Source organism: Pectobacterium quasiaquaticum (assembly GCF_014946775.2).
Lineage (GTDB): Bacteria > Pseudomonadota > Gammaproteobacteria > Enterobacterales > Enterobacteriaceae > Pectobacterium > Pectobacterium aquaticum.
Genome location: NZ_CP065177.1, coordinates 3,356,048 through 3,371,184, shown reverse-complemented (window position 1 = coordinate 3,371,184; position 15,137 = coordinate 3,356,048). Strand labels below are relative to the sequence as shown.

Genomic DNA, 15,137 nt, shown 5'->3' with positions numbered 1-15,137 from the left:
TTGTCGAGAGAGACAAGTTTAGGACTATGCCTAATGCGATTTTATGGAAAAAAAAGTAACCATTGCTACGCTTTAAAGTGTTAATTTTCAGGATTTCCTGATGAATAAGGTTAACTAGAAAACATTTAAATTCATTGAGGGTTAACTATGAAGAATAAAATTTCTATTTTTGCCGCTATCGTGATGGCGTTTTCTCTGGCAGCCTGTTCCAGTAATTACGTCATGCATACCAATGACGGGCGTACCATCGTCGCAGAGGGGAAACCGAAGGTGGATGATGAGACGGGTATGATCAGCTATACCGATGCCTACGGTCAGCAGCAGCAAATTAACCGTGATAATGTGAAAGAAATGGCGAAAGGGAAATAGTGTCGTTTGCCCATCATCACACGTTGCCTGTTAAGCCGTGCCAGAGGCTAGATCTGCGTGCCATGGCATTCAGGTGTGAAACGTAAGCAAAAAAAAGCACCGCAATTTGCGGTGCTACACAAAAAATCACTTTGGACAGACAGGGTAAATGTTCAGGAAGTGAATAGGGTAGACTCGCTACCACATCTGCAAAAGGCAGACAAACAAATAGCAAACACAACATCACAACCACAAGCCAAAAGCACCTCAGGTCACCCCTCCGCACTTTTCGTTCCGGCCCAGGAAGTTGCGCTAATATAGGTATTTGCTGGTACATCCTCAACGGACAAATTATAATGTCTCGGATTACAAAAACTAATATATGTACCCGTCATCTTTTCGTTGTGGAGAGGTTGGTCGCTGTCGATTATTTTGATCGTGTAGACAGCGGATCGGCTGGGGCGATTTCCGATTGTCGCCTTTCTGCACCTTAAGCGTTATTGGGTACGAATGTGCCTGATAAATCGCTGATTTAGCGTAAACCAAAAGATTTCATTCATGTCAAAACGTCTCCCTCCGCTCAACGCATTGCGCGTTTTTGATGCGGCGGCTCGCCATTTAAGTTTTACCAAAGCGGCAGAAGAACTGTTTGTTACGCAGGCTGCCGTCAGCCACCAGATTAAGTCACTGGAAGATTTCCTAGGGCTTAAATTATTCCGCCGTCGTAATCGTTCCCTGCTACTGACGGAGGAAGGGCAAAGTTACTATCTTGATATCAAAGAGATCTTCTCCTCTTTGAATGAGGCAACCCGTAAGCTGCAATCCCGCAGCGCCAAAGGCGCGTTAACGGTCAGCCTGCTGCCCAGCTTTGCCATTCATTGGTTGGTGCCGCGTCTTTCGAGTTTTAACTCCGACTATCCGGGGATTGATGTGCGTATTCAGGCGGTGGATCGAGATGAAGATCGTCTAGCGGATGATGTGGATGTCGCGATTTTCTACGGCCGGGGAAACTGGCCGGGGCTGCGGGTTGAAAAGCTGTACGCCGAATATCTGTTGCCCGTTTGCTCGCCGGTGCTGCTGACGGGGAATCATCCGTTAAAAACGCCGGACGATCTGGTTGCACATACGCTGCTGCATGATGCGTCGCGGCGTGACTGGCTGTCCTATACGCGCCAGCTTGGCGTGCAGATTAACGTGCAGCAAGGGCCGATTTTCAGCCACAGCGCGATGGTGTTGCAGGCAGCGATTCACGGGCAGGGCGTCGCGCTGGCAAATAATGTGATGGCGCAGACGGAACTTGAAGCGGGGCGACTGGTGTGCCCGTTTAACGATGTGTTGGTCAGCCGGAATGCTTTTTATCTGGTATGTCATGACAGTCAGGCAGAACTGGGTAAAATAGCCGCCTTTCGCCATTGGATTCTGGCGCGGGCAGCCAGCGAACAGGAAAAATTTCGTTTCCGCTATGACAACAGCACGCGCTGAAGCCGTGTCGCGGGCTGATTAACCGAATAACTCACGTAGGTAACTACGATGATAGGTAATAACGATGAATAGTCGTTTCATGCTGGTGTTTGCTGCTATCAGTGGCTTCACTTTTGTCGCGCTGGGCGCGTTTGGCTCTCACGTTCTCAGCAAAACGCTGGGTGTAACGGAGCTGGGTTGGTTGAAAACCGGCCTTGAATATCAGGCATTTCACACGCTGGCGATTTTGGCGCTAGCGGTTGCGATGCAACAGCGAACCAATCTGTGGTTTTACTGGAGCAGCGTTTTTCTGGCGTTGGGAACGGTACTCTTCAGCGGAAGTTTGTACTGTCTGGCGCTTTCTCACCTGAAACTGTGGGTTTATGTGACGCCGATTGGCGGAGCCTGTTTTCTGGTGGGATGGATATTATTATTGATTGGCGCACTGCGTCTGAAGAGAAAGGCTAAACGCCATGAATAAAGTCATTTTGTATTGCCGTCCTGGATTTGAGAAAGAGTGTGCGGCGGAAATAACGGAAAAAGCTACGCAGCATAATGCGTTCGGCTTCGCACGGGTAAAAGAGAACAGTGGCTACGTCGTGTTTGAATGCTATCAGCATGAAGATGCCGAACGTCTGGTCAAAACGCTGCCGTTTCATGAGCTGATTTTTGCTCGCCAGATGTTCGTGAGCGGTGAACTGCTACGCGACCTGCCGCCAGAAGACCGCATCACGCCCATCGTTGGTATGCTGACGGGAGCGATTGAACGGGCGGGAGAGCTGCGCGTTGAAGTTCCCGACACCAATGAAAGCAAAGAGCTGATGAAGTTCTGCCGCAAATTTACCGTGCCGCTGCGCGCGGCATTGCGCGAGCACAAAATTCTGCTGGGTTATGAAAAAGCAGATCGTCCGGTGCTCCATGTGCTGTTCATTGCGCCCGGCTGCTGCTATGCCGGTTACTCTTATAGCAATAACAATTCACCGTTTTATATGGGGATCCCACGCCTCAAATTCCCTTCTGATGCACCAAGCCGCTCGACACTGAAGCTGGAAGAAGCGTTTCACGTCTTTATTCCTGCCGACGAGTGGGATGAGCGTTTGGGCAGCGGCATGTACGCGGTGGATTTAGGTGCCTGCCCCGGCGGCTGGACTTACCAACTGGTTAAACGCAGCATGATGGTTTATGCGGTAGACAACGGCCCAATGGCACCGAGTCTGATGGATACTGGACAGGTGATGCACCATCAGGCGGATGGTTTCCGCTTCGAAGTACCGCGTAATAACGTGTATTGGCTGGTGTGCGATATGGTGGAGAAGCCTGCGAAAGTCACCAGCCTGATGAGTGATTGGCTAATCAAGGGCTGGTGTCGTGAAGCGATATTCAATCTGAAATTGCCGATGAAGAAGCGCTATGAAGAGGTGTCACAGAATCTGGCCATGCTGCGTGAGCGCCTGAGCGAAAATGGCGTTAATGCTGAAGTGCATGCCAAGCATTTGTATCATGACCGTGAGGAAATCACCGTGCATGTTCGTCGTTTCTGGAGCGCGGTGCCCGGCCGTCGCGACGAGCGATAGTCTCCAACAGGTGCGTATCTGAGGCCACTCAGGTACGCATCCGTCTTCATCCGCTAGTGAGAATGCGGCTGAGCGATATTCTGCACCGGCAGCCTCAACTGTTGAAGATTGCCATTAAGCGTTAAATCGGTACGTAGCGTCGCAACCTGACGGCTGATCAGCGCCATTTCTTTATGCTGCTCCAGCTTCTTACGCCACTTCTCCGGTACGGTATCCAACTGCTGATACAACGCCTCCAGACTTCCTGCCTGTTGCAAAAGCTGTGTGGCACTTTTAGGACCGATGCCTGCGACGCCCGGAATCTTGCTGCTGCTAATACCTGCCAGCCCCCAGTAGTCCGTAAGCTGCTGCGGTGACACACCAAACTCCTGTTCGATAAACAGCAGATCCAGCCAGCGTTTCTGAAAGTAATCCCGGATCTGAATGTGTGGAGCCAGTAGCTGGCAATACCCTTTGTCAGTCGACACGATCGTTGCCTGATGACCTGCGGATGACAGCTTGGCGGCCAGCGTAGCCGCCAGATCGTCTGCTTCATTGCCGGGACTATGCCAGCTTGCTACGCCAACGGCGGCAAATGCCGCTTTAATCTGCGGGAGTTCCTGCTTCAGATTCTCTGGCATTGGCGTGCGTCCTGCTTTGTAGTCCGGCAAGAGCTGGTGACGCCAACTGGTATCGCGATCTTCATCATCAAAGACGGCGACCGCGTGCGTAGGCTGACTGTTTTGTATGAGTTGATGCAGCGCATGTTGGCATGCCGTGATACAAGGCGAACCTTGTACCGCATGAATGCGACGTATCAGATTGAGTGCGTCGACAATCAGCAAATGGACGGGCATCGCGTAATTCCTGATGTGATAAGAGGGGGGGAAGCGAGGCTTCCCCACAGAGGTACGATCGAGCGGTGAACCGTTAGGCGCAGATTTCGTAGCAGGGGATATAGGCGCTGCCGGGCAGCTTCATGCGCTGTTGTGCGACAAAGCCCTGTAGCAGCGTATCCATGCTTTTCATCATCTGCGGGTCGCCGTGAATTTTGTACGGCCCACGTTGCTCAATCGCCTGAATACCGACTTCCTTCACATTACCGGCCACAATACCGGAGAACGCTCGGCGCAGCGCGGCAGCCAGCTCTTCAGCCGGCTGATTCGGATGCAGATTGAGGGCGGCCATATTTTCATGTGTCGGCTCAAAAGGCAGTTGCAGATCGGGTGCGATGCGCAGTGACCAGTTAAAGCTGTAGGCATCGCCCGTGTGGCGGCGGCTTTCTTTCACCTGTGGCATCGCTTTCTTCATCTGACGGGCGACTTCTGCGGCATCATTAATGATGATCGAGTAGTAACGACGCGCCTGACGGCCCAGCGTGCTAACAATGAATTCGTCCAGCACGCGGAAATAGTCGGCACTTTCCTCTGGCCCGGTCAGGATAATCGGCAGCACCTGCTCGCTATTTTCCGGGTTCATCATAATGCCCAGCAGATAGAGGAACTCTTCCGCCGTTCCGACCCCGCCGGGGAAAATAATGATGCCGTGTCCGATACGGACAAACGCTTCCAGACGCTTTTCGATATCTGGCATGATAATCAGTTCATTGACCAGCGGATTCGGTGGTTCAGCGGCAATGATGGACGGTTCAGTCATGCCGATGAAGCGTCCTTCTTTATAGCGCTGCTGCGCGTGACCGACGGCGGCACCTTTCATTGGCGCTTCCATCGCGCCCGGACCGCAGCCCGTGCAGATATTCAGTTCACGCAGGCCGAGCTGACTGCCCACCTTACGGCCATACTGGTATTCGGTTTCATTAATCGAGTGTCCGCCCCAGCAAACCACCATGTTCGGTTCTTCCCCGACGTGGAGCGCTCTGGCATTACGCAGGATAGAAAACACCAGATTGGTGATATGGGCAGAATTTTCCAGATTCAGGTTCTGATAGCGACCTGCGCTGGCGATTTGGCCATTGACGAACAGAATGTCGCGCAATACGGCGAACAGGTTAGCCTGCAAGGCGCGAATGATGTTGCCGTCAACGAAGGCGTCTTCCGGCGGGTTCACCAATTCCAGTTTGACGCCGCGCTCGCGGCGCAGCACGTTGATATCAAAATCTTCATAACGAGACAGCAGCTCTTTGCTGTTATCTGTCTGGCTACCGGAATTCAGTACGGCGAGGGAACAGTTGCGAAACAAACGGTAGAGATCGCTGCTGGCTGTGCTTTTCAGCATGTCCACTTCCAACTGCGATAACAAATCCATCGATCCCAATGGGCTGATATGTGTAATCAATTTTGCTCCTTGAAACGCAATATAATTCGCGATGCCATGCTGGCTGCCGAGAGCACGTTCCGTTGTTACACGCTCGACGTTTCAGCAGCACGGCACGAATGTCATTCATTTAAGGCGCTACGCGCATGCGTTAAATACCTCGGCCTAAATGAAACCTACTTGAGCACCGTTCAGACGTTATGGATCTTTTGTTGTCTGGCACACCACCTTAACGCGCTGCCATCATTTTTTCCAATGTTGGCGGCAGTCTGTTGCCTAACTTGCGTGACGCCACGCATATACCCGTCATACTTCAAGTTGCATGTGCGTTGGCTACATTCAAATACTCGGCCCGTCGTGGGCCTCGCCCTGAAGGGCCGCTGCAAGCAGCGTTCAAATCTGCTCCCGGCAGATTTGTCACCCGAATCACTTACTTGAGTAAGCTCATCGGGATTCCCTCACTCGCCGCCTGCCTGAAACTCGAATTATTTAGGGTATCTTATCGTGCGGACTTTTGATTTATCGGTCGGTTACTGGCGCGGCAGGCGTCCAGTTGGCGCGTTAAACGGGGTATTGCTGCGCCACGGGTTGATATCCAGCCCGCCGCGGCGGGTATAACGGGCATACACGCTGAGTTTTTCCGGCTGGTAGTAGCGCATGATGTCGTTAAAAATTCGTTCCACACACTGTTCGTGAAATTCGTTATGATGACGAAACGAGACAATGTAGCGCAGCAGCGCTTCACGGTTGATACGCTTGCCACGGTATTGAATCTGTACCGACCCCCAATCGGGCTGATGGGTGATCAAACAGTTGGATTTCAGCAGATGGCTGACCAGCGTTTCTTCAACGACTGGCGCGTCCTGTTCGTTGGTCGCCAGATAGTCGGCGTTGAAGTCGTAGCTGTCGATCTGGATGTCTTGGTCGTCAATGCAATCGCCTGTGAACCCCGCGAGCGGCAGGCCTTCAAGCTCGTTGAGTTTGAAAAGCGTGATGCTGACATCCCCCTGTGCACAATGCGCCAGATCCTTGGCTAACGTTGCACGAACGCTTTCCCAACTGTCGAATGCCGTCTGATTAAAGCTGTTCAGATACAGCTTAAAACTTTTTGATTCAATCAGATTCAGGCTTTTCGCATTGAGATGCATTTCACCAACGGCTACCTGAGGTACGCCGCGATTGTTCAGCCAGGAAAGCTCATAGAGCGTCCAGATATCCGCACCATGAAAAGGCAGGCTGTCAGGATAAATGCCGAGTGGATCGCGGTTCAAGCTACGTGGCACGGGTTGCAGAAGTGCGGCATCATAGCGGTCATGATAGGGAGTGGGTTTGCCCAGTGTCAGCCCGCTCAGGGCCTGATGCTTGTCATAGACGGACATGCTGTTACCTTGATGTGATAAGCGTGATGGCGAATAGTGTAACCTGACTAAAAGAGTGATGAGAAAAATTATGGAGCATGAGGTTGTTTCAGCGCTGACGGCGTTCACCCAGCGCTATGTTGCCTGCTGGCAGCAGGAAAAGGGGCATTTGCCCGCCAGTGAAGCACTTTACGGTATACCTTCCCCGTGTATTGTCGAAAATCGTGACGATACGGTTTACTGGTTGCCACAGCCTTTTGTGCCTTCAGCCGCATTGGATGGCGTGGAACGTGCGCTGGAAATCAGCCTGCATTCCGATATTCATGCTTTTTACACCGCGCAGTATGCTGGGGATATGACGGCGCAGTTTGATTCGCTATCGTGCCAGCTGTTGCAGGTATGGAGCGAAGAGGATTTCACTCGGATGCAGGAGAATCTGATTGGTCATTTATTAACGCAGAAGCGCCTTAATCTCACGCCGACGCTGTTTTTAGCGACAACCGATTCGGAGCTGACAATGGTGTCGCTGTGTAATGTTTCTGGGGAAATTATCCTGGAAGAATTTGGCACGAAAAAACGTCAGACTTTAGCGCCAACGCTAGCGGTGTTTCTTTCTGGCCTTAAGCCGTTAGCGGTCTAATGGTTAATCGAATTTCACTTTCTGCTTTGTGAGAGATCTCTTACATTCTCTGTAAGAAATGTCTTATCTTTAATGTTGAAAATATGTTTCATTTTAATTTTTTCATTATTAATTAGTTAATTACAATAAAAATCCGCAGTGTCACTTGAGGGGTATTGAGAAACACTGTCAATTACCCCTTGCTGAAAGCTGACAATTAATACATCTTATTACTTAAGTTAGTAACCGGTTACAGTGTGTGTAACCGTTACTATAGGTAACAAAATAACGTTACTGCACTCGGGTTGTTTTCAGGAAGAGATATTGTTTCAGGAAGAGGCATTGTTTCAGGAAGAAACGCTGTTTTAAGGATAAACACTGTTTTAGGAAGAAACAGTCGTTTCAGGAAGAAGCGTTATTTTCAGGAAGAAGCACAGTTTTCAGGAAGAAACATGATTTCAGGATGAAATCAGGGACACCTCTAGGAAGGAGACCGAGAGCCGATTAGGAATATCGGTGGGGCAGGAGCCTAAAAGGATTGAATCACGGAAGATACAGGATGGAAACGTCAGGAAGAAAGTGGGACGCCAGCAAGGATTGTAGGTTAGGACGACCAAAAAGGAAAAGTTTTCACGGATGAGCAGGGATGCAAATGTGTAGCGGGATAGCTATAAAACGAACCGGGGGTACTGAGCAATCAGTACCCCCAATTTTTTGCCTGTGACTGGAGGGGTTATCATCGATAGCGTATCGCCAACATGCGACGATTGGGCACTGGCTGATATCAGTGCTATGCTTTGCCGCCATTACTGTTGGCGTCAAGGGGGAGAAACCGCATGAGCAGAGAGAACCAGATTCGTCAGTCATTATTCGATATTGAGCGCGCACTGAGGGAAAGCGCTTTCTGGCAGGTTGTCCCACCGGAAGAGCTGGCGTTTAACAGCACGGAGCCTTTTAGCCTCGATACCATGAAACCCGAAGAGTGGTTGCAGTGGGTTTTTTTGCCGCGCATGCATGCCTTATTGGACAGCGATCTGGCGCTGCCCGCTGAACTGGCTTTACTGCCTTATTTCGAAGACGCGCTGGAAGGGTCGCCAGAAGAAACAGCGGCGGTTCTGTTGCGTATCAAACTGCTCGATGAGCTATTCGCCCCCGATGTACAGGATGGCGCAGTGCACGATGCTTGAGATTATTTATCAGGATGAGCATGTGGTTGCCGTCAATAAACCCAGTGGCTGGTTAGTCCATCGTAGCTGGCTGGATCGCAAAGAAAAAGTCGTGGTGATGCAGACCGTGCGCGATCAGATCGGCCAGCACGTGTATACCGTTCATCGTCTCGACAGGCCGACATCCGGCGTGTTGCTGCTCGCGTTGTCCAGCGAGGTGGCCCGTGCGCTATCACAGCAGTTTGAATCACACCAGATGCAGAAAATGTATCATGCCGTTGTGCGGGGCTATGTGCTGGATGATGGTGTGATCGATTATGCGCTCACCGAAGAGCTGGACAAGATCGCTGACAAGTTTACTAATCCTGATAAGGCACCGCAGCCTGCTGTTACGCATTACCGTTCCTTAGCGCAGGTCGAGATGCCGGTTGCCATCGGCCGCTACCCAACGGCACGCTACAGTCTGATGGAGCTGAAACCACAGACCGGACGCAAGCACCAACTCCGCCGCCATATGTCACATATCCACCATCCGATTATCGGCGATACCGCGCACGGCGACTTGCGACACAATCGCGGTATGGAATCGCACTTCTCTTGTGGCAGGCTCATGCTGCATGCCAGCGAGTTGCAGCTGAATCATCCGGTGAGCGGGCAGCCATTGACGTTGCAGGCGCGTTGGGATGCGCCGTGGCAGGCCGTGATGACACAGTTTGGCTGGCAGGGGATTCTCCCTGAGTTTGCAGGGGTTGAGTTTCCTGCCGACTCAGGTCAGGATAGCGAGCATTTCGTCGAGCAGTAATCGCTGTCTTATTACTGCCGTATTACTTTTATATCCAACATATCGAATTAAACAGGGAGTCAGAAGCATGGCGCAGATTGGTATTTTTGTTGGTACGGTCTACGGGAATGCATTGCTGGTGGCCGAAGAAGCCGAAAATATCCTCAAGGATCGTGGCCATGAAGTTAAGGTCTTTGAAGATGCGACGCTGGAATCCTGGCTGGACTACCGCGAGCAGACGGTTTTAGTCGTCACGTCGACGACGGGACAAGGCCAACTGCCTGATTCTATTGTTCCGCTTTACGCCGCACTGCGTGACAAAGGCGGTTACCAGCCCGCGCTGCGCTATGGTGTGATTGCGCTGGGTGACAGCAGTTACCCGAATTTCTGCGCGGGTGGGCATCTTTTCGATGCGTTATTGCAGGAAATCGGTGCTGAGCGCCTGGGCGATGTTTTGGACGTTGATGCCGTCGAGCATCCTGAGCCGGAAGTGATTTCATGCCCGTGGGTTGAAGCATGGGCTGATTTGGTTGACGCGCAGTGATGCTGTGCTGAAATGAGAAACGGGAGCCTGTCGCGCTCCCGTTTTCGTTGCGGCCTGTTGAGATAATCGTGCTTAGCGATTCTTGGTTAGTTTCTCTAAATCTGCTTCGATTTCGGTAATTTTGTTGGAAACCACGCTTTCCAGATGACGCAGGTCGTCAAGGATTTTGCGTTTCAGATCGACTTCAACCTGTTCCTGTTGGCAGATTTTGTCCAATTCATCAATCACATAGCGAAGATTTGGGCTGATCTCGTTGATCTCTTTGTAGCCCTGTCCAGAATTGTCTGCCACGATGGTCTTGCGCTGGCGTGGATACTTGAACTTCACGCTTTTAGCGAAAAACTCGCCCTTATCTTTACGAAAATAGATTTTTAGGATGTCGTTGTTTGCTTCCTGACGCAGGCTATAGCGATCGATATCATCGGGATTGGTAATGCCCAGGCTTTTTAGATTGTCATACATAGCGTCACCTTCTCGGTTTTTAGATAGTCCTGATTATCGTTCGAGCATAAAAAAACGGCGGGTGATTAACCCGCCGTTTCTAGTTTAGTCGATGGAGCGTAATAACTCATTGATTCCCACTTTCGCGCGGGTTTTCGCATCCACTTTCTTCACAATGATTGCGCAGTACAGGCTGTGGCTGCCATCTTTAGACGGTAGGTTGCCGGAAACCACAACGGAGCCAGCTGGGACGCGACCATAGTGAATTTCACCGGTTTCACGATCGTAAATACGGGTGCTTTGGCTGATGAACACGCCCATGGAGATGACGGAACCCTCCTCAACGACAACGCCTTCCACAACTTCAGAACGCGCACCGATGAAGCAGTTGTCTTCAATGATGGTTGGGTTAGCCTGCAACGGTTCCAAAACGCCACCGATGCCGACACCGCCGGACAGGTGAACATTTTTACCGATCTGAGCACAAGAACCGACGGTTACCCACGTATCCACCATCGTGCCTTCATCGACGTAAGCACCGATGTTGACGTAAGACGGCATCAGCACGGTATTACGTGCGATATAAGCACCGCGACGCACGCTGGCTGGTGGTGCAACGCGCACACCTTCACGCTGGAAACGCGCTTCATCATAGTCAGCGAATTTCATTGGCACTTTGTCGAAGAAGCGTGTTTCTCCGCCTTCGATAAGTTGGTTATCGTTAATACGGAAAGAGAGCAGCACGGCTTTCTTCAGCCATTGATGGGTAACCCACTGGCCGTCGATTTTCTCTGCAACGCGCAGGGCGCCGCTATCCAGCAGGTTGATAGCCTGATTGACGGCTTCACGCGTGACGGTGTCTGCGTTTGCCGGAGTGATTTCAGCGCGGCGCTCGAAAGCCGTCTCAATGATGTTCTGTAATTGTTGGTGCATCCTGATTTCTCTTTCCTGATTGTAAAAATTAACTCAATGGTACTTTATCGTTTGGGTTAAGGGCTTCTGTCAACCGTTCTTGCAATTTAAGGCGTAAATCCGGCTTTAATGCCCGTCTGTCGCTGTCGGCCAGAATGAAAAGATCCTCTACCCGCTCGCCGATCGTGGAAATTCGCGCGCCGTGCAGCGACAGGTTGAGATCGGCAAAAATTTCACCGATCCGTGCCAGTAGCCCTGGTTGATCGAGTGCGCTGAGCTCCATGTAGCTGCGTCTGTCCGTGTGCGTCGGCAGGAAGTTGACTTCCGTTGGTACGCTGAAATGACGCAGCTTGGGCGACGGTCGGCGTACGCGCGGGTGTTGGTAATGTCGGTGCGTCAGCGACTGCTCCAGCGCATGGCGTATCATTTCATGCCGATCCTGCGCCAGCGGGCTGCCGTCCGGTTCCAGCACGATGAACGTATCCATCGCCATGCCGTCGCGGCTGGTAAAAATCTGCGCATCGTGCACGCTGAGGTTGCGCCGATCCAGCTCGCCGGCGACCGCCGCGAAAAGATAAGGCCTGTCTGGGCTCCAGATAAAAATCTCTGTACCGCCACGGCTGGCCTGATGACTGATCAGCACCAGCGGTTTGTTGACATCATGCTCCAGCAAGTGGCGCGCGTGCCAGGCAAGCTGATTTGGCGAATGGCGCAGGAAATAATCGGCCCGACAGCGGCTCCAGATGTGGTGCAGCGCTTCTTCATCAATATTGTCCATACGCAGCAGCGCCAGTGCCTGCAAGCGGTGATGCCGGACGCGTTCGCGTAAGTCTGGCGTATTTTGCATGCCGCGGCGCAGCTGTTTTTCCGTCGCGAAGTAGAGTTCACGCAACAGGCTCTGTTTCCAGCTGTTCCACAGCGTTTCATTGGTGGCACAGATATCGGCAACCGTCAGGCTGACCAGATAGCGTAAGCGGGTTTCGCTCTGCACTTCGGTGGCAAATTGCTGAATGACAGTGGGATCCTGAATGTCACGACGCTGTGCGGTGACGGACATCAGCAGGTGGCAGCGCACCAGCCAGGAAACCAACTGAGCTTCACGCGAATTCAGCCCGTGTAGCGCCGCAAACTCCAGCACATCCTGCGCGCCCAGTTCAGAGTGATCGCCCCCACGGCCTTTCGCGATATCGTGGAACAGCGCGGCCAGCAGCAATAATTCGGGCTGTGGCAGGCGAGGGTAGAGCTCGACGCACAGCGGATGCTGGGGTCGCGTATCCTCGTCGGCGAAGCTTTCCAACTTGAGCAAAACGCGGATCGTGTGTTCGTCCACCGTATAGGCGTGAAACAGATCGAACTGCATCTGACCGACGATGTTTCCCCACAGCGGCATATAGGCCCACAGCACGCTGTGGCGATGCATTGGCAGCAGTGCACGGCTTACTGCATGCGGGTGGCGCAGAATATTCATGAACAGCTTGCGCGCTTCTGGGATGGTGCAAAGCGGGCTGGCGAGATGGCGACGAGCATGACGCAACTGGCGCAACGTGGTGGAGTAAATGCCGCTGATATCACGGTTGCGTACCATCAGGTAGAACATGCGCATGATGGCTTCCGGTTTTTTGATAAACAGGTTTTCATCGCGCAGGTCCAGCAGATTGCCGCGTAGCTGAAATTCATCGTCAATCGGGCGGGGCTTTTCACTCGCATCCAGCGCCAGAATCGCTTCGTCAAAGAGCTGCAACAGCATCTGGTTCAACTCGCTGACGCGACGCGTCATACGGTAGAAATCCTTCATCATGCGCTCGACTGGCGTGTTGCCTTCACCCTGATATTGCAGCAGCTGTGCGACATTCAACTGCCTGTCGAACAGCAACCGGTTGTCGTAACGCGGCAGGATCAGATGCAGGGCGAAGCGGATGCGCCACAAAAAGCTTTGGCACTCGTTCAGCTCTTTACGTTCCGCCTCGGTTAGAAAGCCGAAACCGACCATTTCATTGAGCGAGGTCGCGCCGAAGTGACGTCTCGCGACCCACAGCAGCGTGTGAATGTCGCGTAGCCCGCCCGGGCTGCTCTTGATGTCGGGCTCCAGATTGTAGCTGGTGCTGTGGTAGCGCTGATGGCGTTCCTGCTGTTCGGCGATTTTTGCTGGGAAAAACGTGTCTGACGGCCAAAATTCATCACTGAATACGTTTTTTTGCAGCGAGAGAAATAGGGCGACGTCGCCGCATATCATGCGGGATTCGATCAGGTTGGTGGCGACGGAAATATCTGCGCGGCCTTCCTGTAAGCACTCTTCCAGCGTTCTGACGCTATGGCCGACTTCCAGCTTCAAATCCCACAGTAGGGTGATGAATTGGCCGACGCGCTGGGAATGTTCTTCACTCAGCGCTGTCTGGCTCAATACCAGCACGTCGATATCGGAAAGCGGGTGCAGTTCACCGCGGCCATATCCGCCTACGGCGACCAGTGAAGTTTGCGCGATATTTTCAAAGCCGTAGAAATACCATAGCCGCTGCAACAGGCGATCGATGAACAAGGTTCTGGCATCAATCAGCTTTTCTGCGCTGACGCCGGAACGGAATTCTGAACCGAGCCAAAGCTGAAACAGTTCCAACTGCTGTTTTAACGTCTGACAATCCAGCATGTCATCCGCGTAGGTCAGCGGTGAAGCGGGCAACTCTGCGGGTGCAATGGGGTATACAGGGCTGTTTGATGAGGCAGCGTCAGGTGGTGTACTGTCTGGCGAAAAGCGGTTATCTGTCATAGCGCAGCCCATAAAAAAAGCCGGCATCTGCCGGCTTAGTGTTTACTGTTCATGCGTGATGATGTTGGGGATGGTGTCATCCTTTCGCAACGTCATTATTTCGCAGCCGTTATCGGTTACCACAATAGTATGCTCGTACTGTGCCGACAAGCTGCGATCTTTGGTTTTTACCGTCCAGCCGTCTTTCATCGTACGAATACGGTAATCACCAGCATTGAGCATAGGCTCGATCGTGAATGCCATACCCGCTTGCAGCACGACGCCACCGTCGTCTGCATCGTAGTGCAGCACCTGTGGCTCTTCGTGGAAGCCTTTGCCGATGCCGTGACCACAATACTCACGCACCACGGAGAAGTTATTCCCTTCCGCAAACTGCTGGATCGCTTTACCCAACGTGCGCAGGCGAATGCCCGGCTTAACCATTCTCAGCGCCAGATAGAGGCTTTCCTGCGTGATGCGGCAGAGGCGCTCACCCAGAATGGTCGGTTTGCCAACGATAAACATTTTTGACGTATCGCCGTGGAAGTCGTCTTTGATTACGGTGACGTCGATGTTGACGATATCACCATCTTTCAAAATGCGTTCTTCGCTAGGAATGCCGTGGCACACCACTTCGTTGATGGAGATGCAGACGGATTTCGGGAAGCCGTGGTAGCCCAGACAAGCTGAAATGGCCTGCTGCTTGTTGGTGATGTGATCGTGACAGATTCTGTCTAATTCGGCAGTACTTACGCCCGGTACCACGTGGGGTTCGATGATTTCCAGGACTTCGGCAGCCAGACGGCCAGCTACACGCATTTTTTCGATGTCTTCAGGAGTTTTAATTGAAATTGCCATTGATGATTGTCCGCAGGTGCCTGTTAAGCACAAAAATTAAGAGCGATAACTAATAACTTATGTTACCAGCCATGCCGTT

Annotated in this window: 15 protein-coding genes; 8 read left to right on the top strand and 7 right to left on the bottom strand. The window is 52.1% G+C overall.

The features are described 5' to 3' along the window. The first annotated feature begins 147 nt into the window (after positions 1–147). The 4 genes from IG609_RS15445 (at position 148) to rlmM (ending at position 3,383) form a co-directional block, all read left to right on the top strand. A complete protein-coding gene (locus IG609_RS15445) occupies positions 148–369 on the top strand; it encodes a YgdI/YgdR family lipoprotein (RefSeq protein WP_005975888.1) in 222 nt (73 codons plus the stop codon). Between the two features lie 537 nt (positions 370–906). Beyond that, positions 907–1,830: a transcriptional regulator GcvA gene (locus IG609_RS15440; RefSeq protein ID WP_193397989.1), complete on the top strand. Its 924-nt coding sequence runs from the start codon at positions 907–909 to the stop codon at positions 1,828–1,830. Between the two features lie 64 nt (positions 1,831–1,894). Further along, on the top strand, positions 1,895–2,290 hold the full coding sequence (locus tag IG609_RS15435) for a DUF423 domain-containing protein (RefSeq protein WP_193397990.1): 396 nt from the start codon (positions 1,895–1,897) through the stop codon (positions 2,288–2,290). Continuing rightward, entirely contained in the window at positions 2,283–3,383 is a 1,101-nt protein-coding gene (rlmM, locus tag IG609_RS15430; protein ID WP_039276084.1) for a 23S rRNA (cytidine(2498)-2'-O)-methyltransferase RlmM, read from the top strand. The genes IG609_RS15435 and rlmM overlap by 8 nt, the downstream gene beginning before the upstream one ends. A 53-nt stretch (positions 3,384–3,436) precedes the next feature. Here the strand turns inward: rlmM and xni are convergent, their stop codons facing one another. The 3 genes from xni to queF form a co-directional block, all read right to left on the bottom strand. Continuing rightward, on the bottom strand, positions 3,437–4,219 hold the full coding sequence (xni, locus tag IG609_RS15425) for a flap endonuclease Xni (protein WP_193397991.1): 783 nt from the start codon (positions 4,217–4,219) through the stop codon (positions 3,437–3,439). Between the two features lie 73 nt (positions 4,220–4,292). Further along, the gene (gene ppnN / locus IG609_RS15420) at positions 4,293–5,657 is read right to left on the bottom strand and encodes a nucleotide 5'-monophosphate nucleosidase PpnN (RefSeq protein WP_193397992.1); all 1,365 of its coding nucleotides are present in this window, start codon (positions 5,655–5,657) and stop codon (positions 4,293–4,295) included. A 509-nt stretch (positions 5,658–6,166) separates the two neighbouring features. After that, complete coding sequence (gene queF / locus IG609_RS15415; RefSeq protein WP_193397993.1) at positions 6,167–7,015, bottom strand: NADPH-dependent 7-cyano-7-deazaguanine reductase QueF; 849 nt, start codon at positions 7,013–7,015, stop codon at positions 6,167–6,169. A gap of 70 nt (positions 7,016–7,085) precedes the next feature. Between queF and syd the strand changes: the two genes are divergently transcribed. From syd to IG609_RS15395, 4 genes are all read left to right on the top strand, one after another. Further along, positions 7,086–7,634, top strand: coding sequence for a SecY-interacting protein (gene syd / locus IG609_RS15410; protein ID WP_193397994.1), 549 nt, complete (start codon positions 7,086–7,088; stop codon positions 7,632–7,634). A gap of 815 nt (positions 7,635–8,449) precedes the next feature. Then, positions 8,450–8,800, top strand: coding sequence for a YqcC family protein (locus IG609_RS15405; RefSeq protein ID WP_193397995.1), 351 nt, complete (start codon positions 8,450–8,452; stop codon positions 8,798–8,800). Further along, a complete protein-coding gene (gene truC, locus IG609_RS15400) occupies positions 8,793–9,581 on the top strand; it encodes a tRNA pseudouridine(65) synthase TruC (protein ID WP_193397996.1) in 789 nt (262 codons plus the stop codon). Before IG609_RS15405 ends, truC begins: the two co-directional genes overlap by 8 nt. 67 nt (positions 9,582–9,648) lie before the next feature. Then, a complete protein-coding gene (locus tag IG609_RS15395) occupies positions 9,649–10,104 on the top strand; it encodes a flavodoxin (RefSeq protein ID WP_193397997.1) in 456 nt (151 codons plus the stop codon). Positions 10,105–10,176: 72 nt separating this feature from the next. Here the strand turns inward: IG609_RS15395 and IG609_RS15390 are convergent, their stop codons facing one another. The 4 genes from IG609_RS15390 to map form a co-directional block, all read right to left on the bottom strand. Then, entirely contained in the window at positions 10,177–10,566 is a 390-nt protein-coding gene (locus tag IG609_RS15390) for a DUF3461 family protein (protein WP_010284811.1), read from the bottom strand. An 84-nt stretch (positions 10,567–10,650) separates the two neighbouring features. Further along, on the bottom strand, positions 10,651–11,478 hold the full coding sequence (gene dapD, locus IG609_RS15385; RefSeq protein WP_039490396.1) for a 2,3,4,5-tetrahydropyridine-2,6-dicarboxylate N-succinyltransferase: 828 nt from the start codon (positions 11,476–11,478) through the stop codon (positions 10,651–10,653). Between the two features lie 28 nt (positions 11,479–11,506). Further along, positions 11,507–14,221, bottom strand: a complete 2,715-nt coding sequence (gene glnD, locus IG609_RS15380) for a bifunctional uridylyltransferase/uridylyl-removing protein GlnD (protein ID WP_193397998.1) — start codon at positions 14,219–14,221, stop codon at positions 11,507–11,509. Positions 14,222–14,263: 42 nt separating this feature from the next. Further along, positions 14,264–15,058: a type I methionyl aminopeptidase gene (gene map / locus IG609_RS15375; protein ID WP_102118278.1), complete on the bottom strand. Its 795-nt coding sequence runs from the start codon at positions 15,056–15,058 to the stop codon at positions 14,264–14,266. Between the last annotated feature and the right edge of the window lie 79 nt (positions 15,059–15,137).

What these genes read in the sequence shown, in the direction of transcription:
- IG609_RS15445 (WP_005975888.1), top strand. Translation starts at nt 148, where the DNA reads ATGAAGAATAAAATTTCTATTTTTGCCGCTATCGTGATGGCGTTTTCT.
- IG609_RS15440 (WP_193397989.1), top strand. Translation starts at nt 907, where the DNA reads ATGTCAAAACGTCTCCCTCCGCTCAACGCATTGCGCGTTTTTGATGCG.
- IG609_RS15435 (WP_193397990.1), top strand. Translation starts at nt 1,895, where the DNA reads ATGAATAGTCGTTTCATGCTGGTGTTTGCTGCTATCAGTGGCTTCACT.
- rlmM (WP_039276084.1), top strand. Translation starts at nt 2,283, where the DNA reads ATGAATAAAGTCATTTTGTATTGCCGTCCTGGATTTGAGAAAGAGTGT.
- xni (WP_193397991.1), bottom strand. Translation starts at nt 4,219, where the DNA reads ATGCCCGTCCATTTGCTGATTGTCGACGCACTCAATCTGATACGTCGC.
- queF (WP_193397993.1), bottom strand. Translation starts at nt 7,015, where the DNA reads ATGTCCGTCTATGACAAGCATCAGGCCCTGAGCGGGCTGACACTGGGC.
- syd (WP_193397994.1), top strand. Translation starts at nt 7,086, where the DNA reads ATGGAGCATGAGGTTGTTTCAGCGCTGACGGCGTTCACCCAGCGCTAT.
- IG609_RS15405 (WP_193397995.1), top strand. Translation starts at nt 8,450, where the DNA reads ATGAGCAGAGAGAACCAGATTCGTCAGTCATTATTCGATATTGAGCGC.
- truC (WP_193397996.1), top strand. Translation starts at nt 8,793, where the DNA reads ATGCTTGAGATTATTTATCAGGATGAGCATGTGGTTGCCGTCAATAAA.
- IG609_RS15395 (WP_193397997.1), top strand. Translation starts at nt 9,649, where the DNA reads ATGGCGCAGATTGGTATTTTTGTTGGTACGGTCTACGGGAATGCATTG.
- IG609_RS15390 (WP_010284811.1), bottom strand. Translation starts at nt 10,566, where the DNA reads ATGTATGACAATCTAAAAAGCCTGGGCATTACCAATCCCGATGATATC.
- dapD (WP_039490396.1), bottom strand. Translation starts at nt 11,478, where the DNA reads ATGCACCAACAATTACAGAACATCATTGAGACGGCTTTCGAGCGCCGC.
- glnD (WP_193397998.1), bottom strand. Translation starts at nt 14,221, where the DNA reads ATGACAGATAACCGCTTTTCGCCAGACAGTACACCACCTGACGCTGCC.
- map (WP_102118278.1), bottom strand. Translation starts at nt 15,058, where the DNA reads ATGGCAATTTCAATTAAAACTCCTGAAGACATCGAAAAAATGCGTGTA.